Raw genomic sequence first — 23,956 nt, forward strand, 5'->3', positions numbered from 1 at the left:
CTCCCTTCTATGCAAACCATTCACTAACTCGTTCTAATCTCGGCTGTAGCCAATCTCCAGCTTATGCTGTTCGAGTAAATTAACTTTAGGTGGGGGAAGTTGCAAGTAATAACCTTTTTCAGCAAGTTCACTTTTGACTTTGTTGATATCTGCGAAGCCTAAATGATCACGCTTCATCAGGGGTAACATCATCACTAAATCAGGCTCGCCAAACATCTTCATCAATGCATCGGGTACCCGCTCAAAAACATTGCGTTTTTCAACGAAAAGGTAGCTGTCGACCTTACGTCGACTCTTATATACAGCACAGATCATATACTATCTATTTTCCAAACTATTCAACTTGCCAGTAACGAAACCACACTATAACATGGTCGGTCATTAATATAATGCAAATCAGCGCCAAGTCTGGTTATTTTATAAAGAGCAATGTCGCAATGCAGACACCTAGCCTAGAGTTAAAAGGCTCATCTTTTACGCTTTCTGTACTCCATATCAATAGCATTGATCTGGAAAAGGTGGCGAAAGAGCTTGATAGCAAACTTGCTATCGCCCCTCAGTTTTTTATTGGCGCTCCCCTTGTCGTCAATCTCAGCTCAATTTCAGACTCGAGTTATAATCTTGCCGCGCTAAAAGACCTTCTCACTTCGCGACAATTAGTGATTGTTGGGATCACAGCGGCAATAAACACCTTGTCTGAACAGGCTAAAACCTTAGGGCTGGCGATAATAAAATCGGGTAAACAGGCTCAATCTCAGCCGCAGCTACCCAAGACAACTAAATTAGTGAAGCAAAATGTTCGTTCCGGACAGCAGATCTATGCTAAAAATGGAGATCTGGTTGTCATTGGAACTGTGGGTAACGGCGCAGAGGTTATTGCCGATGGCAGCATTCATATTTATGGCACATTACGTGGTAAAGCCATGGCGGGCGCATCTGGTGACAAACACGCGGTCATCATTGCAAAAACCATGGAAGCCGAACTCGTTTCTATAGCGGGTCAATACTGGCTAACAGACAATATTCAGGCCAATAGCACAACAAAAAGTGGCTGTATTCGTCTCGATGGTGAATCTCTTACCATAGAGTCACTGCCTCTTTAAGACAGAGAAAAGGAAAGAACAACACATGACACAAATTATTGTTGTCACCTCAGGTAAAGGCGGCGTAGGTAAAACGACCTCCAGTGCCGCAATTGCAACCGGGTTGGCATTAAAGGGACACAAGACTGTCGTTGTAGATTTTGATATCGGACTTCGTAATTTAGATCTGATCATGGGCTGCGAGCGCCGAGTCGTCTATGACTTCGTTAATGTCATTAACGGCGAGGCAAATCTTAATCAGGCTTTAATCAAAGATAAACGTTGCCCGAATTTATTTGTACTTCCCGCCTCACAGACTCGTGATAAAGATGCGCTGACTAAAGAGGGCGTGGGTCGGGTACTCGATGATCTGGCTAAAGATTTTGAGTTCATCATCTGTGACTCACCTGCCGGCATCGAAACCGGGGCTATGATGGCACTCTATTTTGCCGATGTTGCCATAGTAACAACCAACCCTGAGGTCAGCTCAGTCAGAGATTCAGACCGTATTCTTGGTATGTTGCAGAGTAAATCTAAGCGTGCTGAAGAGAGTTTAGAGCCGGTTAAAGAGTTTCTGCTTTTGACCCGCTACTCACCCAGTCGAGTCACGACCGGTGAGATGCTCAGTGTCGAAGATGTCGAAGAGATCTTAGCGATTCCGCTTATCGGTGTGATCCCGGAGTCTCAAGCCGTATTGAAGGCATCGAACTCTGGTGTACCCGTTATCATGGATCAAGAGAGTGACGCAGGCAAAGCTTATAGCGACAGTGTTGATCGCTTGTTAGGTGAAGAACTTCCTTTACGTTTTATAACTGAAGAGAAGAAAGGCTTTTTAAAAAGGATATTTGGTAGCTAACTATGTCTCTACTCGATTATTTCAAAAGTAAAAAGAAGCCAAATACGGCAGTCACAGCCAAAGAACGTCTGCAGATCATCGTAGCTCATCAACGTGGCGAGAGAGATGCACCGGACTATTTTCCTCAGATGAAGCAAGAGATCATAGAGGTCATTAAAAAGTACGTGCATATTGATCCGGACCAGGTAACGGTCCAACTGGATCAAAATGACGATAAACTGTCTGTACTCGAATTGAATGTGACCTTACCAGAAGAAAAGTAACCTGAGCTCACTTTCAGCTAGCAATAAAAAAACCCGCATTTATATTGATAAGCGCGGGTTTATTTTTATCTGAGACTATACCAATTGGTATAAGAAAGTGATCTACTCAGAGTTTTTTTGGCAAACTAATTCAAGGCGAATGGATGAGAGAATGGTGATCCCTTCTGAAGTCATTCAACGCAGAAGTAGGCAGCCAAAAACACTCCTGAAAGGCGAGTTTTAGCGCACCTGATGCAGTGTTAACGAGCTTAAACGTAGAATAACTATGTTCTTCACTCGTTGCCTTGCCTCAGAAGCGCTAAATTCTTGCTGAGCGATCACATCTTTATACCGATTGGTATTATACCAATCGGTATTACAAAGCCAATTCGGCCAGTGGTGATGCGGCAATTTCACCGCGCCAACCGCTTAACAACAGCGGAGCATCGCCGATTTTACCGTCCCAGAACCATTGCAGATATTCATGAATATGTCGCTTCGAACCAAGCAACTCAATCGGAACATCATGCTTTTCAGACAGTGCTGTCAGACAATTCTTGATAGTCTTAAATGATGATTTATAACCATTCTTCAACGCCAACACGTCGATCGACTTAGGCGGATTATCAAGATCGGCAGTATCGAGCAGGGCTAACAGATCTCTACCATGTATGCGTTTCTCCTGATCCGTCAGCTCGATCATCTTATTCAGCTCATTCGTATTCTTCGGCTGTTTTTTAGCAAGGCCAATCAAGGCATGATCTTTCACCACAAATCCAACGGCAAGATCCCGTGATAGCGCCTTCTTTAATCGCCATTTAGCCAAAACCTTAAGGTAAGCTAACTGCTGAGAACTCAACTGAAAGGCATTCTTAACTTTCAGATATGCCAGCTCAAGATCTGGCGGAGTTAGCCGCCCTTGCGTCATCCGTTCGCCTTCCTCGAATACCCAATCCAGTCTATCTGTATCTTCTAACTTTTGAATCAGTTGAGGATAGAGCTCATAGAGGTAATAGACATCGTTGGCCGCGTAAGTCAGTTGAGCTTTACTTAATGGACGCTTCATCCAGTCGGTGCGGGACTCCCCCTTATCGAGCGCGATATTCAGTGTCTGTTCGACCAGTTTGGCATAGCCCAGTCCATGACCGAAACCACACAGCGATGCTGCGATCTGACTATCAAACAGACGAATGGGCTGACACTGTCCATTACGGGCGAACACCTCAAGATCTTCACTGCAAGAGTGCAATACCGTGGTAATTTCGGGCTCCGTGAGCAGGCTCCAAAACTCTGACAGGTTGCCAACGGCAATCGGGTCAATCAATGCTAACGTTTTACCATCGTAAGCCTGTATCAAACCAAGTCGGGCATAATAGGTACGTGTTCGTACGAACTCAGTATCCAAGACCAGTAAAGTACTCTGACGATATTGCGATACAAGCTCAGTTAAGCTCGCATCGTCATCTATATATTGAAACGCTAACAAGTTGTTCTCCCGGAAGATGGAATGCTACAAAATAAAAAGCCGGCTGATAGCCGGCTAAGAAAGTGAGATAAACACACATATCATGTGCTTTTGAGGTCGTTAACTAGGTTTAACTTCATCCCTCAACTCTCTACGCAGAATTTTACCTACGTTCGATTTCGGTAGCTCGTCTCTGAATTCTACCAGTTTAGGAACTTTATATCCCGTTAAATGCTCACGACAATGCGCGATGACATCTTGTTCGGTTAAAGATTTATCATTTTGCACCACGAACACTTTCACCGTTTCACCGGATAGCTCATTAGGCACTCCAACGGCGGCAACTTCGACCACTTTTGGATGCATAGCCACAACCTCCTCCACCTCATTAGGGAAGACATTGAAACCTGATACTAAGATCATATCCTTCTTACGGTCGACAATGAAAAAGAAACCATTTTCATCCATATAGCCAATATCGCCCGTTGCCAGATAACCTTGGCTATCGATAACGTTTGCCGTCTCTTCCGGGCGTTGCCAATAGCCTTTCATCACCTGAGGTCCCTTGGCAAAAAGTTCACCGTTCTCCCCCTGAGGCAGGACTTTACCGGCGTCATCACGCACCTGAATATCAGTCATGGCAACCGGAAAGCCGATAGAACCGTTATAACCTTCAAGGTTATAGGGACAACAGGTCACCAGAGGAGCGGCCTCTGTCAGGCCGTAACCTTCGAGTAGTTTGTTCTTAGTGATTCTTTGCCACTTATCGGCCACTGCACGCTGTACAGCCATACCGCCACCAATGGATAACTTGACCTGAGAAAAGTCTAACTCGGCAAACTCCGGCGTATTAACCAAGGCATTAAAGAGGGTATTTACTCCGGTAATTGCCGTATAAGGGTGCTTTTTCAGCTCACTGATGAATGCTGGCAGATCCCTTGGGTTAGTGATAAGTAGGTTGTTGGAGCCTTTATGCATAAACAACAGGCAATTCACGGTTAATGCGAAGATATGGTACAAAGGCAGTGCAGTCACTACGAACTCTTTACCGTCGATCAACAGTGGCGAATATGCAGCGTCCGCCTGTAACAGGTTGCTCACCACATTGCCGTGTGTGAGCATGGCGCCTTTCGATACACCGGTAGTCCCGCCGGTATACTGCAGGAATGAGATATCATCGCTAACCAGTTTAGGTTTAACGTATTGCAGACCTCTGCCTTTCGATAATGCCTTTCGCATCGAGATGGCATGGGGCAAGTCGTATTTTGGTACCATCTTCTTGATGTACTTGACGACAAAGTTTACTAATGTGCGTTTCGGCGCGCTAAGAAGATCACCAAGCCCGGTCAGGATCACGCTCTCGACTGGAGTCTGATCGACGACCTTCTCGAGTGTATGGGCAAAATTAGAGACGACAACAATCGCTTTTGCACCGGAATCGTTCAGTTGGTGCTTCAATTCTCTTGGGGTATAGAGAGGGTTTACATTCACCACAACCATTCCGGCACGTAATATGCCAAACAGCGCGATAGGATATTGTAATAAGTTAGGCATCATGATGGCGACTCTGTCGCCTTTGACTAACTTAAGTTCATTTTGAAGATAGGCGGCAAATGCGCGGCTTCGCTCTTCCAACTTACGATAAGTCAGTGTTGCGCCCATATTTACAAACGCAGGTTGGTCGGCATACTTCGATACTGATTTCTCAAACATATCGACAAGCGAATCATACTGGTTTACATCAATTTCCGATGGTACATCATCAGGTAAGTTATCTATCCAAAGCTGTTCCACAAATCTCTCCTAATATCCCACATGCAGTGGATACAGACCACACTAGTCTGTAAAACGCTTGTAAAACAACAAGCAATAACACTGTCTTTAATTTTTATTTTAAGCTCACCTGATTCATACAGGCGTTTTAATTATGATCATCATCACATAAATAGAGTAAAAAGCCTAGTCTCTTTTTTAATCTGTGTTAGTGACAATTGATGTTAAGTAATCGCTGATAACATGAGCCGTGTTAACGGCATTTCCCATATGTAAATGGTGGTCACCTTCAAGCTCGACACAGGTAAGGTGTTTAAACCACAGTTTTGCTTTCGGCAAAAGCGTATTCAACTCCGAATAACCCCGGTCCGCAGTAATAAGTAAGGTACTGGAACTGTGGCCACTCATCAGTGCATCGACTTGTTCGAATGTCAGCCTGATGGGTGAATCTAATTTTAACCTTGGATCGCTGCGCCAACTGACCCCAATATCATGTTTTTGCATATTTCTATCGACCAGCAAGCGACACCATCTCTCTTCGAGCCCAGTTAACCGCATTCTGGCTTTCACGGCAACCTCGATAGAGTCATAAACTGCCGGGTCATCATCCCGTTTCTTCAAAAAACGGGCATGACTGATAAAGCTATGTCGCAGCCGTTGATTGTTTTTCGATGCAGCCTCAAATAGTGGGCTAATCGCTTCTATCAACACCAGTTTATCTACTCTTTCGGGAAAGGCTGCGGTATAGGCTGACGCAACGATTCCCCCTAGAGAGTGGCCAATAATAGCCGCTGGCACCTGACGCTGCGACAATCTTTCAACCAAGAGCTCAAGATCATAGAGGTAATCAACCCAATGCAGCGGGTATGAACCGGGTCTATGCTCCGATCCGCCATGGCCCGGCCAGTCTATCGCTAAGATTTGATAATCAGAGGATAACTCTTCGGCTAAAGGCGCAAAGCTATTGGCATTATCCAGCCACCCATGGAGGGCCAGTATTAATGGCTTATCGGGCGCCCCCCATCGGCGACCTGAAAGTCGGATATGAGGTAGTTGAAACTCAACCTCATTTTCGGGGGCGCAAGATTGCCACATATAGCCTCTGTTGTCAGTTATTTATTGACTATTTTTAATAAATTTTAGTGTCATGCGATCACTCTCACCAATAGCGAGATACTTATCTCTATCAAGAGAGTCCAACGCCAGTCGCGGCGGCAGTGTCCACACACCTTTAGGGTAGTTCTTGGTATCTTTGGGGTTGGCATTTACCTCCGATTGTTCAACCAAGGTAAACCCCACCTTTTCGGCTAAGGCGATCACTTGTGTCTGATCCATATAACCGGTTTTAGCATCCATTCCCGGATTTGCTCTATGCTCAACCACCCCAAAGGTACCACCATACTTAAGTACTTTATAAGCGGATACAAACACAGGCTCCAGGTAACCTTTCATCGCCCAATTGTGCAGGTTTCTGAAGGTCAGCACGACATCGACGCTGTTATCATTACCGAGTTGATAATAACCGGGTGGATCGAAGGTCACCGTCGTGGCGTTCCCCAGATGTTCCCTGTTATCGGCTAACCAGCGCTCAAACTTTTTCCCGGCCTTAGCCCGGTAACCATTGCGCTGTTTCTCATCATCGGGATTAGTATCGAAATTACCTGCGATATAGTTGCCGCGGTGCGCCAGATAAGGAGCCAAGATTTCGGCGTACCAACCACCTCCCGGCCATAGTTCGACCACTGTATCTGATGCTTTTATATCAAAAAATGACAGCGTCTCTAACGGGTGACGAAATCCATCTCGTTCAACATTTTTAGCTTGTCTGAACTCGCTGTTAACCACATTAGTCAGGCTTTGAGTATCATCGCTGTATTCATGAGCCACGGCACTAAAAGTTAGACCAGCCGTTACGAAGAAACCTAATGCCAGAGTCTTTGTATCCATTTTTGCTTCCCTGTATGGTATTAAAGTAAAGACTAAACCTAACAGCTTGCTTGTTTAAAATCCAAGTTCAGATTGATTCAAAATGTATATTTAAACTGCTGCACTTTGTGCCGCACTATCGACCCGTCGCCAACATAGAAAAATCATCACCGAGCTGATTGCCAACCAAGCCATGACCCATATCCAGGCTGGTATCCAGGTCTGCGTGGCTAACATGGCCGCATCACCTTTGCCACCCAGCCCTAACAAGACCGTTGGGCTCGCGAGCGCGTTAAGCATGATCATCAAAGCCATCACCCGCAGGCCACTAGCTAAAAATCGACTACGGCTAAGTTTAAGCGGCAACAGGAACAAGACGGCGAGGCAAGCGAGAATAGAGATCGTCAGCAGATCCCTGCCCCAAAGCAAGGTTGTGACAATAACGGCAGACCCCAACAAGGCGAAGCTCATCCGGATCCCCTTTGGCCAGGTGGCCAGAATAAAGATCAGATACCCCCATAACGCAGCACCGAAGTAGCCGCTGAAACCGATGACGACAGGCCAGCCACCCTGACTGAAACATAATCCGGCGCCATTAGGAAATAGTTGAATATGACTGACTGCGCCGCCAGTCAACAGCGTCACTAAACCATGAGAGAGTTCATGAAAATAACTTTCGAGCCATTTAAACGGTACATTGATAAAAGGCAGACGTGTGATCACCAGCGCCATCAGTAACTCAATCAAGAAACGGCCCCGACCGGGTGCTCCGGTTTGACTCTCTCTGCCCGTGGTGATGCCCTGAGCTGACGAGTCAAGCATAGGTATCGATACCGACCATCTGTTGAATAGCTTCTCTTTGAGCCGCATGCTGATTTGCCAGATAATGAGCAACGGCGCCTTCTGTGCCTTGTGTTTGTTGCTCATACTCAAGTTTTGCCCCTAAACGCGATTCCAGCTCTTCAGGAGCAGGATTCTGAGGGGGCGCTGACAGCGCATGTTGCTGCGAGCTCTCGTCATCCGTCTGTCCAAGGGTAACTTGCTGACTGACCTCAATGCCCTGACTTTTCTTAGATTGCTCAACCTGATGAGTCGGTTCAACCTGTGAGCGCTTCACATTCGATGAAGACACTCCCGCGGTGTTCGCCGTAGACGGTGCAAAAAGATTTGGTTGAATCTGCATTACTCTTCGTCCTTTATCATCAAGTTAATCGTTTAACGGTCACTGAAAACACGGGTCATTGAATTATGCCATTAAACCCGGCCATTCAACCTAGCTCAGGCTGGCCTGCTCATGCTGCCAATGACCCTATCGAGGAGATCACTCTCGCCCGGGTAGCTTCTTCCAGGTGACAGTATCGCGTACATACACGGGAGCCAAGTCGTCAACGGCTGTACTTAACCCAAGTTCAAAACCGGCTTGGGCCAGTGCCAACATCGCTTTGGCATCGGGAAACTTAACATTTTCAGCCAGTGAAATATTCTCTGACAGGTTCAATAGATTAGGATAAGTATCAAAGCCGGTACCACAAACCACAATAGGCTGACTGACATCCAAGGTCAGTGGCACATCATCGGGTGAACAGACCAGCTCGGCATCGATGAGCGCAACCAAACCATCCTTGACTGTAAACTGTCCCCAGTACACTTCACCCATTCTGGCATCGATGGCAGCGATAAACTGTTCTCCGCCCTGGTCATCAAACACAGCCTGAGCCATCGTTTGCAATGAGGAGATCCCGATAACCGGAAGATCTTGGCCTAAAGCCAGGCCTTGAGTCATGCTGGTACAAATTCTGATACCGGTAAAACTTCCCGGGCCACGCCCATATGCGATTACATCAACATTTTGAAGTTGAATATTCGCCTGAGATAGCACCGAATCGACCATAGGTAAAATTCTCTGGCTATGTTCACGAGGCGCGTCGACCTGCTCAGAATAGATCTTACCACCTGAAATCAAGGCTGCAGAGCATGATTCGGTGCAGGTGTCTAACGCTAACACGGTCAATTCTTCAATGTTTTTCTGTTTATCAGTCATCTAATACCACAAGCAAATAGGCCTGTACTAACACAGCCTTAAGGTCACGAAAATAGCGGCATAAAAACCACTAGTTTTAAAGTTATCTTCTCAGAGTGTAAACACATAGAGAAGAATGATTATACCTAAGAAACAGTGCATCAATAAGTGTCAAACTTGTAAAACCTCATCAAAAAAATCGATTTCGATTAAAAAACCAACGACACACTTCATTTTATCTTATAAAACTCAGCAAGATCCGGCTCACCAACTCATCATCTACCACTAAAGATAATGATTCTATGCCACTCTTTATCCGCTGAGCGGGAATGATGTCGCGTCTTGCCATCATAAGATCTTTGGCATAACTTTTACTAAATTCCGGATGGCCCTGGATCCCTAAGAAATGGTCGTTAAGCTGCATCATGTAACAGGGGCAAAATTCACTACCCGCGATAAGCACTGAGCCTGTCGGCATTTTTGTGACTTGGTCTCTATGACTCACCACTAATGCAAGTTGCTGCGCATCCATCTCCATCCAAGTGGGTCTATGTTTAATCGTCGTGATCATGACTCCGATCCCCCACCCTTTCGGGGAGGTCACCACCTCCCCTCCCAGTGCCTTCGCCATCATCTGGTGACCAAAACAGATCCCGATAAACTTCTTCTTTGTAAGATATAGCTGAGTGATAAAGGCTTGAAACTCTGCTATCCATGGTGCATCGTCGTTGACGCTGTATCGGCTTCCGGTCGTGATATAGACATCACATTCATCGATTGACTCAGGATAAACCCCCTCGGTCACCCGATACACCTTAAACCCTATTTTCGCATCGACAGACCCAAACAGAGCAGTAAACATCTCGGGGTAGTTCCCGTGTCGATCTCTTAGCGACTCTCTGACATCATCACATTGTAAAATCCCAATGATCATCAAGCTCTCCGAATGTATCGGTTTTCAGGCATCACAAACGTCCCTGAACGGCATCACTAAAGAGTTCGGAGTATTCATCGGCCGTTAAGCACACCGGGTTCCCCCCCGCGGCCGCATCTTTTACTGACATCTCTCCGACTAAGCGGACATCTTCGAGCGTGATACCGATCTCATCGAGTGAGTGGGGGATATCCAGCCTGGCCCGGAACAGTAATACCCATTCAAGAAAGCTGTCAAATCCCGGGTAGTCGAGTTCAAGGTATCTGGCCAGACGGGTGATCCTCTCCTCTATCTCACCTCGATTTCTCTTTAATACATAGGGCATCAATATCGCGTTAAGCAGGCCGTGATGTGTGTTATAGAGTGCCCCCAGGGAATGTGCCAGCGCATGCATGCCGCCGAGTCCCCGCTGAAAGCTGGTTGCCCCCATGCTGGACGCCACCAGCATCTGTGTTCGCGCCTCGATGTTTTCACCATCTTCGAACGCAACAGGCAAGTAGGCTTTAATCAATCTCATGGCTTCGATAGCAATCCCTTCGGCCATGGGATGATAAAAAGGTGCACAAAATGCCTCAAGATTGTGAGATAGCGCGTCCAGCCCGGTCGCCGCGGTCATCTGCGGCGTCAACTTCACCGTTAGGCCGGGATCGAGTAAGACAGTGGCAGGGATCATCTTAGGATGGAAAATGATGCGCTTAACATGATATTCACCATCGGTATCTGTGATCACCGACGCCCGGCCGACTTCGGCCCCGGTACCGGCTGTGGTCGGCACGGCAACCACTGGCACCATATTATCCACATCGACTCGCTTCCAGTTATCATCTACGTCTTCCGCCTGCCACAGAGAGATTGTTTGTTTAGCCATCAAGGCTATCGCCTTCCCCGCATCGATACTTGAACCACCTCCCAAAGCAATAATACCGTCGAATTCACCGGCATTAAACGCCTCGATCCCTTGTCTGATATTTTCGCCTGTAGGGTTAGCCTGTATATCGCAAAACAGCTCTGTGACTAGCCCCGCCTCTCTGCAATGGGACAATACCTCTGTCACCAATGCCAGCTCTGCCAGACCGGGGTCGGTCACCACCATCACTCTGCTCATCGATAAGTTAAGGCACTTCTCCCCTATCAGTGAGATACAGGTATCGCCAACGGTAATAGCCGTCGGGTAGTGCCAATTTGCAAATAGTTCCATCTATCGCTCCCTGATATAGTTTGCGCCGTTCAAACAATAAACGGCTTAGTCATGTTTGATATAAAATGATTTTGGTCGAGTCAAATAGTCAAAGCCAAGTTGAGACAAACTGCACCCTCGTCCCGACTGTTTTACGCCCGTCCAGGCCAGAGCCGGGTCAAGGTAATCACATCGATTGAGGAAGAAGGTGCCGGTTTCAATTAGCTCGCCTAAAGCGATCCCGGTTTCAATATCTTTCGTAAATATACTGGCAGTTAAGCCAAATGGGCTGTCATTCATCAGCTCGAGCGCTTCTTGATCGTCACTGACTTTCATGATCCCCATCACGGGGCCGAATGACTCCTCTGTCATCACCCTCATCTGATGGTTAACCTGAGTTAATATCTGTGGCGCAAGATAGGCCGTCCCCTCCTTACTCATCTCAAACAGAGATTCATCGATATGTGGAACCGCCCCCTGTTCAATGGCCTCCTTCACTTGGGCGCGAACAAAGTCGGCCGCGGATGTCCGAACCATGGGCCCCAGAGTCGCGTCAGGATCATCTGCCCGGCCTAATTTATATTGCAGTGTTAACGCCACTGACTGAGCGACAAACTCATCATAGACACTTCGATGAACATAGACTCGCTCAATGCCGCAGCAAGACTGGCCCGAATTGAAAAAAGCCCCGTCTATAATGGTCTCTGCGGCTTTTTCGATATCGGCGTCTTGGCGCACATAGGCGGGATCTTTTCCCCCCAGTTCCAGACCCACCCCAATGAATCGCCCCAGAGCAGCCTTCTCGACCCTAATGCCCCCTTCCACCGAGCCGGTAAATGCCACGTAGTTGATATCTTTGCAGCCAATCAGTTCGGTGGTGCTCTCGTGACTCAGGTGCAAAAATTGAAATACGCCTTCGGGTAACCCAGCTTCATCAAAAGCTTGGTAGAAGCGCTCGGCGCAGAGAGGCGTTTGAGCCGAATGCTTTAAGATGACGCAATTACCCGCTAATAATGCCGGAATAATGGCGTTGACGGCGGTCAGGAAAGGATAGTTCCAGGGGGCAATAACCAACACCACGCCCAGTGGTTCTCGTTTGATGTATCGGGTCAATCCGGGCTTTTCCAATAGGGTCAGGGTAGTAAGCGCTTCATCACTCACGCTGATCATGTATTCGCTGCGTTCGGCAACCCCATGTAACTCTCCGCCGGTATAACGTATGGGTCGTCCCATCATCCAGCTAAGCTCGAGGCCAATCTCCTCTTTATGGCTCAACAAAATATCGATCGCCCTTTGGCATATCACTTTACGGGTATCGAGCGCCGTTGCCTGCCAGCTCAACTTTGCCTGCACCGCCCTGTCGACACAGGTATTAACCCGCTCCTTACCGGCAAGTTGGCGACTCACATAAACACAGCCATCGATTGGAGAAACGGTCTGCTGCTCATTGGCGGCAGCTTTGTCACCTTTACACTCTTGTTGAGACTTCCCTTGTGACTGTACTTGAGACTTTGCTTTTAAATTGGCTTGCTGAGATTTTACCATCGCCGGGTTACCTCTGAATGTCGTTGATTTTTATCGATGAACGCCAACCGAAACTAGATAATTTCAAAGTAACGTTCCATCTCCCAATCACTCACATGCTTTCTAAACTCACGCTCTTCCCACTCACGACTGATGGCGTAATGCTCGACAAACGACTTGCCGAACAAGCGCTCTGCGGCGCTCGATTGTTTAAATCTCTGAGTGGCGTCCCATAAGGTGGAAGGTAGGGCTATCGATGCATCATGGCTTTGCTCATAAGCGTTCCCCTTAACCTGTTCACCGGGCTCTAACTTATGTTCAATGCCATACAAACCGCTAGCTAAAGCGGCAGCCAGGGCCAGATAGGGATTGGCGTCTGCGGCGCCTAAACGATATTCCACACGTTGAGAACTGGCGGAACCCGGGATAACACGCAGAGCAGTGGTGCGATTCTCAACCCCCCAGGTCGCATCGGTTGGCGCCCAAAACCCCGGGACCATACGCGAATAACTATTGATGGTAGGCGCTATCATGCAGAGAAACTCAGGCATTAAATGTTGTTGACCCGCCAGAAAGTGCCGTTGAAGTTGACTCATGTTGTGAGCCTGACTGGGATCGTAAAACGCCGAAGAGCCATCTGTATTTTGTAGCGACAGGTGAATATGACCGCTCTGCCCCGGATAATCACCAGACCACTTGGCCATAAATGTGGCCATCAGCCCTCGCTTTTGTGCCAGCACTTTCATAAAGGTTTTAAACAGTGCCCCTTTATCGGCGGCGGCCTCTACGTTATCGACAGCGATGGCCGCCTCAATCACTCCCGGACCCGTTTCTGAATGGATCCCTTCGATGGGAAAGTCCATGGTTTCCGCCATCGACAATATCTCTTGATAGAGGTCTGAATGAACCGAGTTGCGGATCATGGAGTAACCGAACCAGTCCGGGGTGACGGTTTCTAAATTGCGAAAGTTTTTTTCACGAATGGAGTGCGGGGTTTCATTAAAAAGGAAGAACTCATACTCCAGCGCCGCCATAGCCGAAAACCCCATCTTCCCGGCTTTCTCTATGACTCTGCGTAATATCCCCCTCGGGCACAGTGGCTCGGCTTCCTTAGCAAATTCGGCGATAAAGAGTAGCATCCCCTCTTCACCCACGACATCCCGGCAGGTGTGGGGCAATATTCGCACCGGCGCATCGGGGTAGCCTGTATGCCAGCCGGTATATTTAGCGTTATCATAGAGCTGGTCTTTCATGTCCCAGCCAAGCACCACATCACAAAAGGCAAAACCCCGCTCCAACGAAGAGATAAACTTCGCTTTGGACATATATTTGCCGCGCATAACACCATCAATATCGAACAGGCCAACTTTAATATGGGTTAATTTACGCTCTTCAACAATGGCCATCGCATCACTAATACTCTTGACCTGTCTCGCTTCCATAATTGAGCTTCCTTATCTGTCATACCTGAGTTCAAGTTTCGATGTCGCTATATGATGAGTTTTTGGGGTGGAAGATGCATAGATTAAGAATAGCCCGTTTATCAAAGAGCTGTAGGTCATTTATCAGAGTTTAAAGCTTGACCTGATTAACCCTGTGTATCCATACACCTCATTAAAGATAGCCCTCTTATCCCCGCCCGCCACTGCTAAACACGCTATCTCTTAGCACTAACAAGCACAATGCCACCGACAACAAGGCAGAGAGATAAACTGGACATCAGATAAAAATGGGATTATTGACTAGTGCATTTATTGAGCACCACTCCAATGTAAATTGCTATTAATTTAAGGAGATAACGATCAAGGTGGCGACGTAATAGCGGCAAGCCTGATGTTATGGGCCGCAGGCGTGAAAGCCCCAGACTTCATCAAAGCCATCGACCTTTTTGAATTAAGCAAAGCGCATAAGGCGGCAGAATGTGTAGAGAAAACCTTATCCATGAACTTAATGGCGAACCTAGTGAGGCTTATACCTATATAGATCACAGATGAAAAACCATGAGTAAGAAACTGACAGGTTCCAGCCTCAGGCCTGTCTCTTTACCTATTTGCTAAGAGCGGCTTCTCCGGAGTTTGACTAAGCGAATGATAAGCAAAACAAGGCCTAATGAGATAAACATCCATGAAATTGGCAGCAGGCCAAATGGCTCAATCAGAAAGCCGTTCTCATCGACCCTTGAGCCAATCAAATAAAAGGTAAACTGGCAGACTAAACCGAGAGAGAAGAACAGAAGTGGCCATCTTAGTCTTATTAATTTATTCATTATCCGATAGCCTCCTCCAGCCTGCAGACATCATCCAGATCAACATCCCGGGCCAATTGCGCTTTATAGCTTAGCAAGTGGTCGAGTCTCATTACTTCGACTTCACGACCGAACAATGTTTTGGTGACAGTAGAATCAAAGTCTATATTCTGCTCAATCCACATTGAGTCTTTCTCACAAAAGAATCGGCAGTTATGGTCGGTGGTGATTTCAACTTTTACACTATCTACAACAAATTGCGTTCCCTCAATATCCCAAAATTCATCTTTATATCTGGAAGGGCCAAAGGTCTTAGCACCTTTGCCATAGTCAGCAACGGCCGCTAATGCCAACTGAGGAATGTAGAGATCAACATCATAAAGCTCTCTTTCTGAACCGTATGCATATGCCGCGAGTCCGCCCATGATCATATAGGGAACAGACTCCTGCTCAAGAAAATCGATAATCCAATGAAAGGCGTTTTCGTAGCTCATTTTTTCTTATATCCAATATTATTTAATTGCACAGATAGTGCTAACGAACACCTCGTACAGGAAGCACTTCAGGCAGTTCACTATCGAGCATATTCAGCACGGCCTCGAAGCCATATTTAGGCTGCCAGACAAGCTCAGTTTGGGCAAGGGTCGAATCGTACACCCTGTCGAGTGATTTGGGCAGGTGCCACCCACGACCTACAAACTCCTGAGCAAGAGTTGGAGCAAACTCTCTTATCATACTCGGCGCATCGAGATAGAGGCGTTCACAAGATGATGGATTAAATGGTGTCTGGCCGGAAATAATATAGCGCCTGAAACCAGGCAGGCGCTTATCTATCGCGCAAGCGTGGGCACTGGCAACATCACGAAAGTCGATGCCACGACTTAACCGGTAAACGGCCATCAGGTCAGCAGGTTCGGGGAAACATCTGGACATCTGCAGCACAGTCACCGGTAGGTTAAACAGATTCGAGATATTCTCCAGTAGCTGCTCCGCCGCTATCTTAGATCTGTGGTAGACCGTTTTGGGCTGAGGTTTTACCTGTTCATTGACCCATCCGGCAGTGCCGGTTGGCGTTGAAGCATGTCCATAGAGCGCGGTGGTGCTGGTAAAGATGAAATGCTTGATCCCGTGTTTCAGCCCCTCTAACGCCAGCAACTCAGTCGCGTTAACGTTGATAGATTCAAATTCGCTATCCTGCACCAATCCGACATGGGGGGCATGTAGCGCAGCCACATGGACAATGACATCGACCCCATCTAACGCTTTCGTTAATAGGTCCATATCACGGATATCGCCTACATAATCGACCGTTGAACACGGCGCAGTGTCGATGCCGACCACATGGTGTTGCTGCATCAGCTTGATATAGATGGCGCGTCCGACTCTGCCAGCGCTTCCTGTCACTAAAACCTTCAAGGTCGATTTCCTTATGTACCTATTTTATCTGTTTCAAGAAATTCACCACCTTGCCCATGTCCCGGGTTCTTGCCATGGGCGGCAGTGAGTTCAGGAAGGCCTGACCGTATGGACGGTTAACGATGCGGTTATCACAGAGTATCAATACACCTTTGTCTTTCTCGTCACGTATCAATCGACCTACCCCTTGATTGAGTGAGATCACCGCCTGGGGCAATGAGATCGTCGAGAAAGGATCTTTTCCCTCGCGGGAGATACTGTCGGCTCTGGCCTTATACAGCGTATCATCGGGTGACACAAAAGGCAGTTTATCGATGATCACGCAGCTCAGGAGTTTACCCCGCACATCGACCCCTTCCCAGAATGCACCGGTTCCGAGTAACACGCCATTACCCAGTTGACGAAACTTTTTTAGCAGACTCTGTTTGCTACCCTGTCCCTGCACTAACAAGGGATAGGCAACCCTGCTTTGAAGCACCCTTGCGCAGGCATTCATCATACGATGACTGGTAAACAGGATGAAGGTACGTCCCTGAGCGGCATTGATAGCCTGAGTTGCAATATCGACTAACTCTCTGACCGCAGCCTCCTGATTGCTCACCTTCGACAGATGCCTTGGCACACATAAAAGCGCATTATTTGGGTAATCGAAGGGACTGTCTAAGATCAACTGCCTGGCCTTGGCGATCCCGAGTCCCTTGGTAAACAGGGTCAGATCTCGGTTTATCTGCAAGGTTGCAGAGGTAAACACCCAGCTGGTTTGGGCATCAAACAGCTTCTCGCACTCACGAGCGACATTGATTGGCGCGATACGTAACGTAAGATAACGGTGACCATACTCGACACTATAGGCAGCTTGATTATTTTCACATTGAAAAAACAGGGCTAACTTATTGGTAAATCCGTTGAGTTTCTCCAGGCCATCATCCAGATCTTCACTCCGTCCCACGTGAGATTGCAACAGGGCCTCGAGTGACTGAAGTTCTTTTAATAGTCCCCATGAACAGGCAGCCAGATCCTTGTCACCCATCAATTGACGCCAATCAGAACCATCGCGGTCGAACATCTGTTGATGCCAATCATTTAACTGACTGATGCAACGAGACGTTAAGGCTTCAATCTGCGGCGAGTCTCTCAGCTCCTTGCGATATATTTCGATAATGGAGTTAAGCAGTTCGGTCAGGCCACGTGTAGAAGTTTGCTGACCGAAATAGGTCACTGCAATATCACTGAGCAAGTGCGCCTCATCGAATACCACCACATCGGAGTCGGGTAGCAGCTCGGCAAACCCCGTCTCTTTGAGCACCCTGTCGGCAAAGAACAGATGATGGTTGACCACGATAACCTTGGCATCCATGGCGCGACTTCTCGCTTTGCGGGTAAAGCACACCTCATAGTGATCGCACCTTTTCCCGGTACACTTTTCGCGGCTGCTGGCAATAAGCGGTAACACATCGGCATTTTCAGAGACCGAGGTTAACCCGCCAAGATCGCCATCGCTGGTCTGCCCCGCCCACTGATTGATGCGCAACAGGTCGTCTAACACCTTAGGATCTAATGAATCACAACCATTAAGCTGCTTCTCCATCAGATCCTGACACAGGTAGTTATTCCGTCCTTTTAACAGTGCGACCTTAGGGGAAATGTCCAACATGGAGAGTAAACTGGGCAGGTCTTTATAAAACAGCTGCTCTTGCAGGTTTTTACTGCCGGTACTGATAATCACCTGCTTGCCACTGAGCAACGCAGGAATAAGATACGCAAAGGTTTTACCGACACCGGTGCCCGCTTCAACAACCAGGTCGCTCTTGTTATTGATAGCATCACAAACGGCCTCAGCCATCTGAACCTGCACATCACGTGCGCTATAGCCTTGAATATGGCGGGCAAGCATGCCATCGCTTCCGAACGCCAGTGCGATCTCTTTTGTCAGTCTGCTTGTCGTTGTGCTGGTCAAGACGCTCTCTTCTCAGACGGGAAAATTGAAAATCATCAGCTGGGCATTATCCTTGATTATCATCCTGCTTCAAGTCTCGTTTTCAGATTTATATACAAAGACAAGGTGTGCCTGGGAAAGTGAAGTAAAACTCCTCAGATCATGGCAGTCTTTCCTGCCTGTCTACCCGGACAAGCCAAGTGGACTGGCAGAGGTAATCGAATTGAGCCCATAGTAATGGGCCCAAACAATAATATGAGGCTTTAGCTATGCAGTCTTCAACTCACGCAGATAGCGATAGATGGTGTGTATTGAGATATCTAAGCCCTTGGCCGCTATCTGAGCACTGTCTTTAAGATCGAAAATGCCCAACTCATTGAGCCGGATAACTATCTCTCGGTTTTTCTTCGATGGTGAGAGGGTATCGTCAGCCATCACCTGAGTGCGCACGCCCTCGATTGAACTCTGCATCATCTCATCATTGCTTCTGGCGAAGGTTTCAGGAGTAAAGCCAGAATCGACTTGGGGTGCAAGGCCCGGTAGCAAAGTACGCATAACAGACTGAAACGGCGCGTCGAGATTTGAGTTGATACACAATAAACCGATAGCATCTTGCTCTGAATTACGGATCACTATGGTGATAGACCTTAATGTTTTACCATCCGGACTCTGGGTCATATAGGAGTCCGAGACATCTTGCCCTTCATTTAGCTTCATCAACGCAAGGTTAGTAATAGGCGCTCCTACAGAGCGCCCCGTAATATGACCATTGGCTATCTTAGTGATAGATGGGTTGCTTGCATCCAGACTATGTAGCAAGACCTCGGTATGCTCACCATACATGGCGGCAATGCCATCGATAATGTTTTCACAAGCTTTCAATATGGCATGATCGTTTATCGTTAATTGTCGCACTCACGGTCTCCCTTCAAAAAACGCCGCTCAGTAATATCGCGGCGTTTCAATCGATACTCAAGCCGACATTATATCAATGATTGTGGTGTCTGTGTTACCCATACCTAAGGTAACCAGCTGACCAATATTGCGAATTGTGTGCTCCACATCATCGGCTACAATTCCCTGAGCTTGAGCAGCGGTGCTCTGGATAGCCAACATAAATGCATTAACCGCGCTTCCTGTTGAGGTCTTCACCTTCATTGCACAAGTTGACTTAGCCCCGTCACACACCATGCCAGAGCAATCACTCATGACATTTTGAATTGCAAAGCATGACTGCTGATAACTGCCACCAGCCAGGTATACCATGGCCATTGCCGCCGCAGCACTTGTCACCGTATTACCGCAAAATGCCGACAAAGGTGGGTAATGAGACTTAATATAGATAGCGCCAAGATGGCTCATGATCAGTGCCCTTGCGAGCAGCTCATCATTAGCTTGATAATGTGTTGCCGTCATGACTACGGGCAATGTAGCCGCGATCCCTTGATTACCACTGCCATAATTACTCATGGCTGGAAGGCTTGCTCCTCCCATTCTGGCATCGGATGCTGCCGCAGTATGCATAAGAATATTATTGGCAAAATCCGAAGACATAAAACCATCCTTAATGCTTTTATCTATGGTTCTTCCCACTTGTAAGCCATACTCATTGGCTAGCCCTTCGGCAGATAACTTAGTATTAAGCTCTGATGCATCGAGGATAAATCTAATATCTTCAAAGCTAACTTGGGTGGCATAGTCATAAATTCCTGCAATGCTGATATCGACACCATCACAAATTCCCGCCGTCGATGTAGTAGCGCTAACCTCTTTGGCAAACACTATCTCACCATTGAGCGTTTTTTCGACCACTTGCGTATGGCCGCCAGAGATCTCAACAGTAACGACATCATCGCCACTGTGAGCCTTAACATAACAGTAAATAAATTCATCTGTTTGAGTCCGGCTCACCGAGACATTGCCAGCATCTATCATAGCCTGCGCCCGCTCTACCTGATCCGCCTCTATCGTTGCCAGTACTTCCAGCCCCGCTTCGGCATTGCCACCAATAGCACCAACAGCTGCGGCAATGGCGAGTCCTATTTTCCCTGTGCCCGGAACAAAAACGCCCATGGAATTTTTGTACAGGTTATCGGAAACATGAACAGAGACGCTCTCTGGCTCTGATGTCAACATAGACGCCGCGATCGCCGAAGCGTAGGCCGCACAAATAGGCTCGGTACAACCTAATGCAGGCTTGACGACGGCATTAAGAATTGCCTGGTATTGCTGCCATTGATGTTTCATAGGACTCTCTCTACTTCTTAATTAATTTAAACGTCTTATATATTGACCATTATTTACTAAATGCAATGGCTTCAATTTCAACTTTGACACCAAGAGGCAAGTCTTTAACCGCAAAACAACTGCGTGCCGGACAATCGTGTGCGAAAAACTCCTGGTACACCTGATTGAACGCGGCGAAGTCTTGAATATCTGAAAGATAACAGGTGGTCTTTAATACCGTATCCAACTCCCCTCCTCCGGCCTCGAGCACAGATTTCAGATTTTCCAGAGATTGGCGAGATTGCGCCGAAATGCCACCTTCGACAACACCGCCTTCTTCCTTACTTACAGGTAACTGACCAGAAGTGAAAATTAAGTTCCCGTAGGCATTGCCATGTGAATAAGGGCCGATGGCTTCGGGGGCTTTATCTGATGTGATGATCTTCTTCATGTTTAATCCTAGTCATTGAACTTGTCTCAAGCTTAATACCTCAAGTTTATTTGCGCAAGTATTTTTGCAAAAAAAGATGACCAACCTAAAGCAACTCCCCATCAAACCACTCAAAGACTTAATCGCAAAACGCCACAACCTCGCAGAACAGAGCCAACAACTATCACTACGGGTCACTAATAATCTTAGTAATCTCTAACCTGATCCAAGTCAAATTTATTTGAATATTAATTTGCAAAGTTATTTCTATCAAATATATTTGCATCAAGACAACCTAATTATTTAAGGTCTAACATGAACAAACTCATCAAAGCTGGTTTGAAAGCGATCTTCCCCTTGTGCATTGGGGCGTTCCCTTTCTCATTTATCGTCGGAGCTATCAGTATTAGTGCGGGTATGACTCTGGGACAGAGTACATTCTGGTCGCTAACAGTGTTCGCGGGATCTTCTCAGATGGTGGCACTCGGATTGATTCAATCCTCTGCCAGTATCTTAGTTATCATGCTCACAACCTTTATCATCAACCTGCGTCATCTCCTCTATAGCGCCTCGCTATCTGAACATATCAAAGACTACCCACTGCATATTCGCGCCCTGATGGCCTATGGCCTAACCGATGAGGTTTATGCCGCCACCATAGGTGAGGTCAAACAGGAAAAAGTAGGAAGACACTGGTTTTATCTTGCTGCCATGGGTGGATTTTGGATGAACTGGGTGTTTGCTAACTTTCTTGGTGCTTTAGTGGGCTCATCTTTTCCTGAGGTAGCCCATTATGGTCTGGATTTCGCCATGGTAGCTGCATTTATTGCCATCGTTATTCCTCAGGTAAAGAGTCGTGAGTGTATCGTCGCCGCCATCGTAGCCAGTGTCACAGGGATCTTGCTCTCAGGACTTCCCTACTCGTTAGGCTTAGTCGTCGCCGCAATTACAGGCGTCTATGCCGGTTATCGAATGGATCTGTCCAGTGAAAGAATGGCCGCGACGGCCGTAAAGACACAAGAAACAAACCCAATAAAACCCCTTCCCGTAACGAACTGTGAGGTATAAGACAATGGACCACGTTCACATTCAATTAGATATGACCACCTTCTTGCTCATCACCATAGCGATGGTCGTAGCAACATTTATCATACGTTTCTCGGTTATCTGTATGGCGGGCTCATTTGAGATGCCGGAAAGGTTAAAGAAGACCTTAAGGTTTGTACCTGTAACTGTGCTTCCGGCCATTATCGCAGTAGAGATCTTGGGCTCTGGCTCAAACATGGAATTTAACCTACATAACCCTAAGGTACTTGCCGCCATAGTCTGCACTTTAGTCAGTCTGCGCTTTAACCTGATCTGGGTTGTGGTGAGTGGCATTGCCTCCCTGCTCTTTTTCCAGCACATGTTGAGCTAATTGTTATTCACACAAATACCGCCTTTCTATCTTATAAATGAAGAATATTCATAGGGCAAAATAAGAGGTTGCAATCGATTCAGAAAATGATTAGTTTAAATACAGAGCTTAGCGAACAAGCTTACTTTTTAGATATTAGCCAACAGGCTGATTTTTTCTGATATTAGATTTTTTACGATAAGAGACACGAATATGATACAGCTTTCGAACACTATCCATCATCATCACCATATGCGGTAGCCTTCGGAAGCTCACTGCCGAAGGACTATTTCCTTCCGGCGGTTGATTCAAGAATATCAAGAACCCCTGGAAGGAATTCCGGGGGTTTTTACGTTTTAGATTAAAAAATTAAACAGATATTGAATCAACTTACAGGAAATAGAAAAATGCCAGAATCAAAAAGATTACGCATCGCCATTCAAAAATCGGGTCGCCTATCAATCGAATCCATGAAGCTACTAAAAAGCTGTGGTGTTAAATTTACCGTCAACGAACAACGCCTTATAGCCCACTCTGACAACATGCCTATCGACCTGCTTCGCGTACGTGACGATGATATTCCGGGTCTGGTCATGGATGGTGTGGTCGACATGGGGATCATCGGGGAGAACGTGCTCGAAGAGGAGCAGATTGAGCGCGAAAGACTCGATAAGCCCTCAACCTGTATCAAGCTACGTGAACTCGATTTCGGTGCCTGCCGCCTCTCTCTCGCCGTCCCGAACGAATTCAATTATGAAGACGCGGCATCGCTGGAGGGGTTGCGAATCGCCACCTCTTACCCTAATCTTCTTCGCCGTTATATGCAGAGAAAAGGGATCACTTACAACGACTGTATGCTCAAGGGCTCGGTTGAGGTCGCCCCGCGTGCGGGACTTTCAGATGCAATTTGTGACTTAGTGTCGACCGGGGCAACGTTAGAAGCCAATGGCTTATATGAAACAGAGGTCATCTATCAATCCAAAGCCTGCATTATCCAGTCATCACAGCCTCAAGAACCGGCTAAACAGGCGCTGATCGATAAAATCCTCTCCCGAATCAATGGTGTGGTGCGTGCAAAAGAGAGTAAGTACATCTTGCTACACGCCCCAACAGAAACATTGGAGCAGATTGTCGCCCTATTACCCGGCGCCGAAAACCCAACGGTTCTGCCTCTCAACGACGATACTAATCGAGTCGCTATCCACGCCGTCAGCACCGAGGACCTGTTTTGGGACACCATGGAAGAGCTGACCAAATTAGGGGCAAGCTCCATCCTCGTTATGCCAATCGAAAAGATGATGGGGTAGT

General features: G+C 47.2%; 25 protein-coding genes. 6 read left to right on the forward strand and 19 right to left on the reverse strand.

Going from position 1 to position 23,956, the window contains the following annotated elements; translation table 11 throughout:
* Positions 1–33: 33 nt before the first annotated feature.
* Positions 34–315 (reverse strand): YcgL domain-containing protein, encoded by a 282-nt coding sequence (locus SSED_RS13225; protein WP_012142858.1) that lies wholly within the window; start codon positions 313–315, stop codon positions 34–36.
* 122 nt (positions 316–437) lie between these two features.
* Between SSED_RS13225 and minC the strand changes: the two genes are divergently transcribed.
* The 3 genes from minC to minE are packed head-to-tail and all read left to right on the forward strand — an operon-like array spanning position 438 to position 2,201.
* Positions 438–1,103 carry a septum site-determining protein MinC gene (gene minC / locus SSED_RS13230; protein ID WP_012142859.1) on the forward strand — a complete coding sequence of 222 codons (666 nt, stop codon included), beginning with the start codon at positions 438–440 and terminating at the stop codon, positions 1,101–1,103.
* 25 nt (positions 1,104–1,128) lie between these two features.
* Positions 1,129–1,938: a septum site-determining protein MinD gene (gene minD, locus SSED_RS13235; RefSeq protein ID WP_012142860.1), complete on the forward strand. Its 810-nt coding sequence runs from the start codon at positions 1,129–1,131 to the stop codon at positions 1,936–1,938.
* A gap of 2 nt (positions 1,939–1,940) precedes the next feature.
* Positions 1,941–2,201 (forward strand): cell division topological specificity factor MinE, encoded by a 261-nt coding sequence (minE, locus tag SSED_RS13240; RefSeq protein ID WP_012142861.1) that lies wholly within the window; start codon positions 1,941–1,943, stop codon positions 2,199–2,201.
* 355 nt (positions 2,202–2,556) lie between these two features.
* Here the strand turns inward: minE and rnd are convergent, their stop codons facing one another.
* From rnd to SSED_RS13330, 18 genes are all read right to left on the reverse strand, one after another.
* Positions 2,557–3,666: a ribonuclease D gene (gene rnd, locus SSED_RS13245; RefSeq protein ID WP_012142862.1), complete on the reverse strand. Its 1,110-nt coding sequence runs from the start codon at positions 3,664–3,666 to the stop codon at positions 2,557–2,559.
* 99 nt (positions 3,667–3,765) lie between these two features.
* A complete protein-coding gene (fadD, locus tag SSED_RS13250) occupies positions 3,766–5,439 on the reverse strand; it encodes a long-chain-fatty-acid--CoA ligase FadD (RefSeq protein ID WP_012142863.1) in 1,674 nt (557 codons plus the stop codon).
* A gap of 177 nt (positions 5,440–5,616) precedes the next feature.
* Entirely contained in the window at positions 5,617–6,513 is an 897-nt protein-coding gene (locus SSED_RS13255) for an alpha/beta fold hydrolase (RefSeq protein WP_012142864.1), read from the reverse strand.
* Positions 6,514–6,534: 21 nt separating this feature from the next.
* Positions 6,535–7,365, reverse strand: coding sequence for a class I SAM-dependent methyltransferase (locus SSED_RS13260; protein ID WP_012142865.1), 831 nt, complete (start codon positions 7,363–7,365; stop codon positions 6,535–6,537).
* Between the two features lie 90 nt (positions 7,366–7,455).
* Positions 7,456–8,166, reverse strand: coding sequence for a M50 family metallopeptidase (locus SSED_RS13265; protein ID WP_012142866.1), 711 nt, complete (start codon positions 8,164–8,166; stop codon positions 7,456–7,458).
* A complete protein-coding gene (locus SSED_RS13270; protein WP_083758948.1) occupies positions 8,159–8,527 on the reverse strand; it encodes a hypothetical protein in 369 nt (122 codons plus the stop codon). Before SSED_RS13270 ends, SSED_RS13265 begins: the two co-directional genes overlap by 8 nt.
* A gap of 138 nt (positions 8,528–8,665) precedes the next feature.
* Positions 8,666–9,385 carry a tRNA (adenosine(37)-N6)-threonylcarbamoyltransferase complex dimerization subunit type 1 TsaB gene (gene tsaB / locus SSED_RS13275; RefSeq protein WP_012142868.1) on the reverse strand — a complete coding sequence of 240 codons (720 nt, stop codon included), beginning with the start codon at positions 9,383–9,385 and terminating at the stop codon, positions 8,666–8,668.
* A gap of 214 nt (positions 9,386–9,599) precedes the next feature.
* Positions 9,600–10,298, reverse strand: a complete 699-nt coding sequence (locus SSED_RS13280) for a GMP synthase (protein WP_012142869.1) — start codon at positions 10,296–10,298, stop codon at positions 9,600–9,602.
* Between the two features lie 31 nt (positions 10,299–10,329).
* Positions 10,330–11,496 carry an iron-containing alcohol dehydrogenase gene (locus SSED_RS13285; RefSeq protein ID WP_012142870.1) on the reverse strand — a complete coding sequence of 389 codons (1,167 nt, stop codon included), beginning with the start codon at positions 11,494–11,496 and terminating at the stop codon, positions 10,330–10,332.
* A gap of 45 nt (positions 11,497–11,541) precedes the next feature.
* A complete protein-coding gene (locus SSED_RS13290; RefSeq protein WP_012142871.1) occupies positions 11,542–13,020 on the reverse strand; it encodes an aldehyde dehydrogenase family protein in 1,479 nt (492 codons plus the stop codon).
* Between the two features lie 53 nt (positions 13,021–13,073).
* Complete coding sequence (locus SSED_RS13295) at positions 13,074–14,441, reverse strand: glutamine synthetase family protein (protein WP_012142872.1); 1,368 nt, start codon at positions 14,439–14,441, stop codon at positions 13,074–13,076.
* 611 nt (positions 14,442–15,052) lie between these two features.
* A complete protein-coding gene (locus SSED_RS25170; RefSeq protein WP_041421689.1) occupies positions 15,053–15,265 on the reverse strand; it encodes a DUF3955 domain-containing protein in 213 nt (70 codons plus the stop codon).
* The gene (locus tag SSED_RS13305; RefSeq protein WP_012142873.1) at positions 15,265–15,738 is read right to left on the reverse strand and encodes a nucleotidyltransferase; all 474 of its coding nucleotides are present in this window, start codon (positions 15,736–15,738) and stop codon (positions 15,265–15,267) included. Before SSED_RS13305 ends, SSED_RS25170 begins: the two co-directional genes overlap by 1 nt.
* A gap of 40 nt (positions 15,739–15,778) precedes the next feature.
* Positions 15,779–16,660, reverse strand: coding sequence for an NAD-dependent epimerase/dehydratase family protein (locus SSED_RS13310; RefSeq protein WP_041421691.1), 882 nt, complete (start codon positions 16,658–16,660; stop codon positions 15,779–15,781).
* Positions 16,661–16,679: 19 nt separating this feature from the next.
* Positions 16,680–18,617 carry a DNA repair helicase YoaA gene (yoaA, locus tag SSED_RS13315; protein ID WP_012142875.1) on the reverse strand — a complete coding sequence of 646 codons (1,938 nt, stop codon included), beginning with the start codon at positions 18,615–18,617 and terminating at the stop codon, positions 16,680–16,682.
* 246 nt (positions 18,618–18,863) lie between these two features.
* Complete coding sequence (locus tag SSED_RS13320; protein ID WP_012142876.1) at positions 18,864–19,511, reverse strand: helix-turn-helix transcriptional regulator; 648 nt, start codon at positions 19,509–19,511, stop codon at positions 18,864–18,866.
* Between the two features lie 57 nt (positions 19,512–19,568).
* Positions 19,569–20,843 carry an L-cysteine desulfidase family protein gene (locus SSED_RS13325; protein ID WP_012142877.1) on the reverse strand — a complete coding sequence of 425 codons (1,275 nt, stop codon included), beginning with the start codon at positions 20,841–20,843 and terminating at the stop codon, positions 19,569–19,571.
* 49 nt (positions 20,844–20,892) lie between these two features.
* On the reverse strand, positions 20,893–21,273 hold the full coding sequence (locus SSED_RS13330; protein WP_012142878.1) for a RidA family protein: 381 nt from the start codon (positions 21,271–21,273) through the stop codon (positions 20,893–20,895).
* Positions 21,274–21,567: 294 nt separating this feature from the next.
* Here SSED_RS13330 and SSED_RS13335 point away from each other — a divergent pair, with 294 nt between their 5' ends.
* The 3 genes from SSED_RS13335 to hisG all read left to right on the forward strand — a co-directional run bounded on the left by SSED_RS13335 (position 21,568) and on the right by hisG (position 23,955).
* The gene (locus SSED_RS13335) at positions 21,568–22,320 is read left to right on the forward strand and encodes an AzlC family ABC transporter permease (RefSeq protein WP_012142879.1); all 753 of its coding nucleotides are present in this window, start codon (positions 21,568–21,570) and stop codon (positions 22,318–22,320) included.
* A gap of 4 nt (positions 22,321–22,324) precedes the next feature.
* Positions 22,325–22,669: an AzlD domain-containing protein gene (locus tag SSED_RS13340; RefSeq protein ID WP_012142880.1), complete on the forward strand. Its 345-nt coding sequence runs from the start codon at positions 22,325–22,327 to the stop codon at positions 22,667–22,669.
* A gap of 386 nt (positions 22,670–23,055) precedes the next feature.
* A complete protein-coding gene (gene hisG / locus SSED_RS13345) occupies positions 23,056–23,955 on the forward strand; it encodes an ATP phosphoribosyltransferase (RefSeq protein ID WP_012142881.1) in 900 nt (299 codons plus the stop codon).
* Position 23,956: the final 1 nt, after the last annotated feature.

Source organism: Shewanella sediminis HAW-EB3, from assembly GCF_000018025.1.
Classification (GTDB): Bacteria; Pseudomonadota; Gammaproteobacteria; order Enterobacterales; family Shewanellaceae; genus Shewanella; species Shewanella sediminis.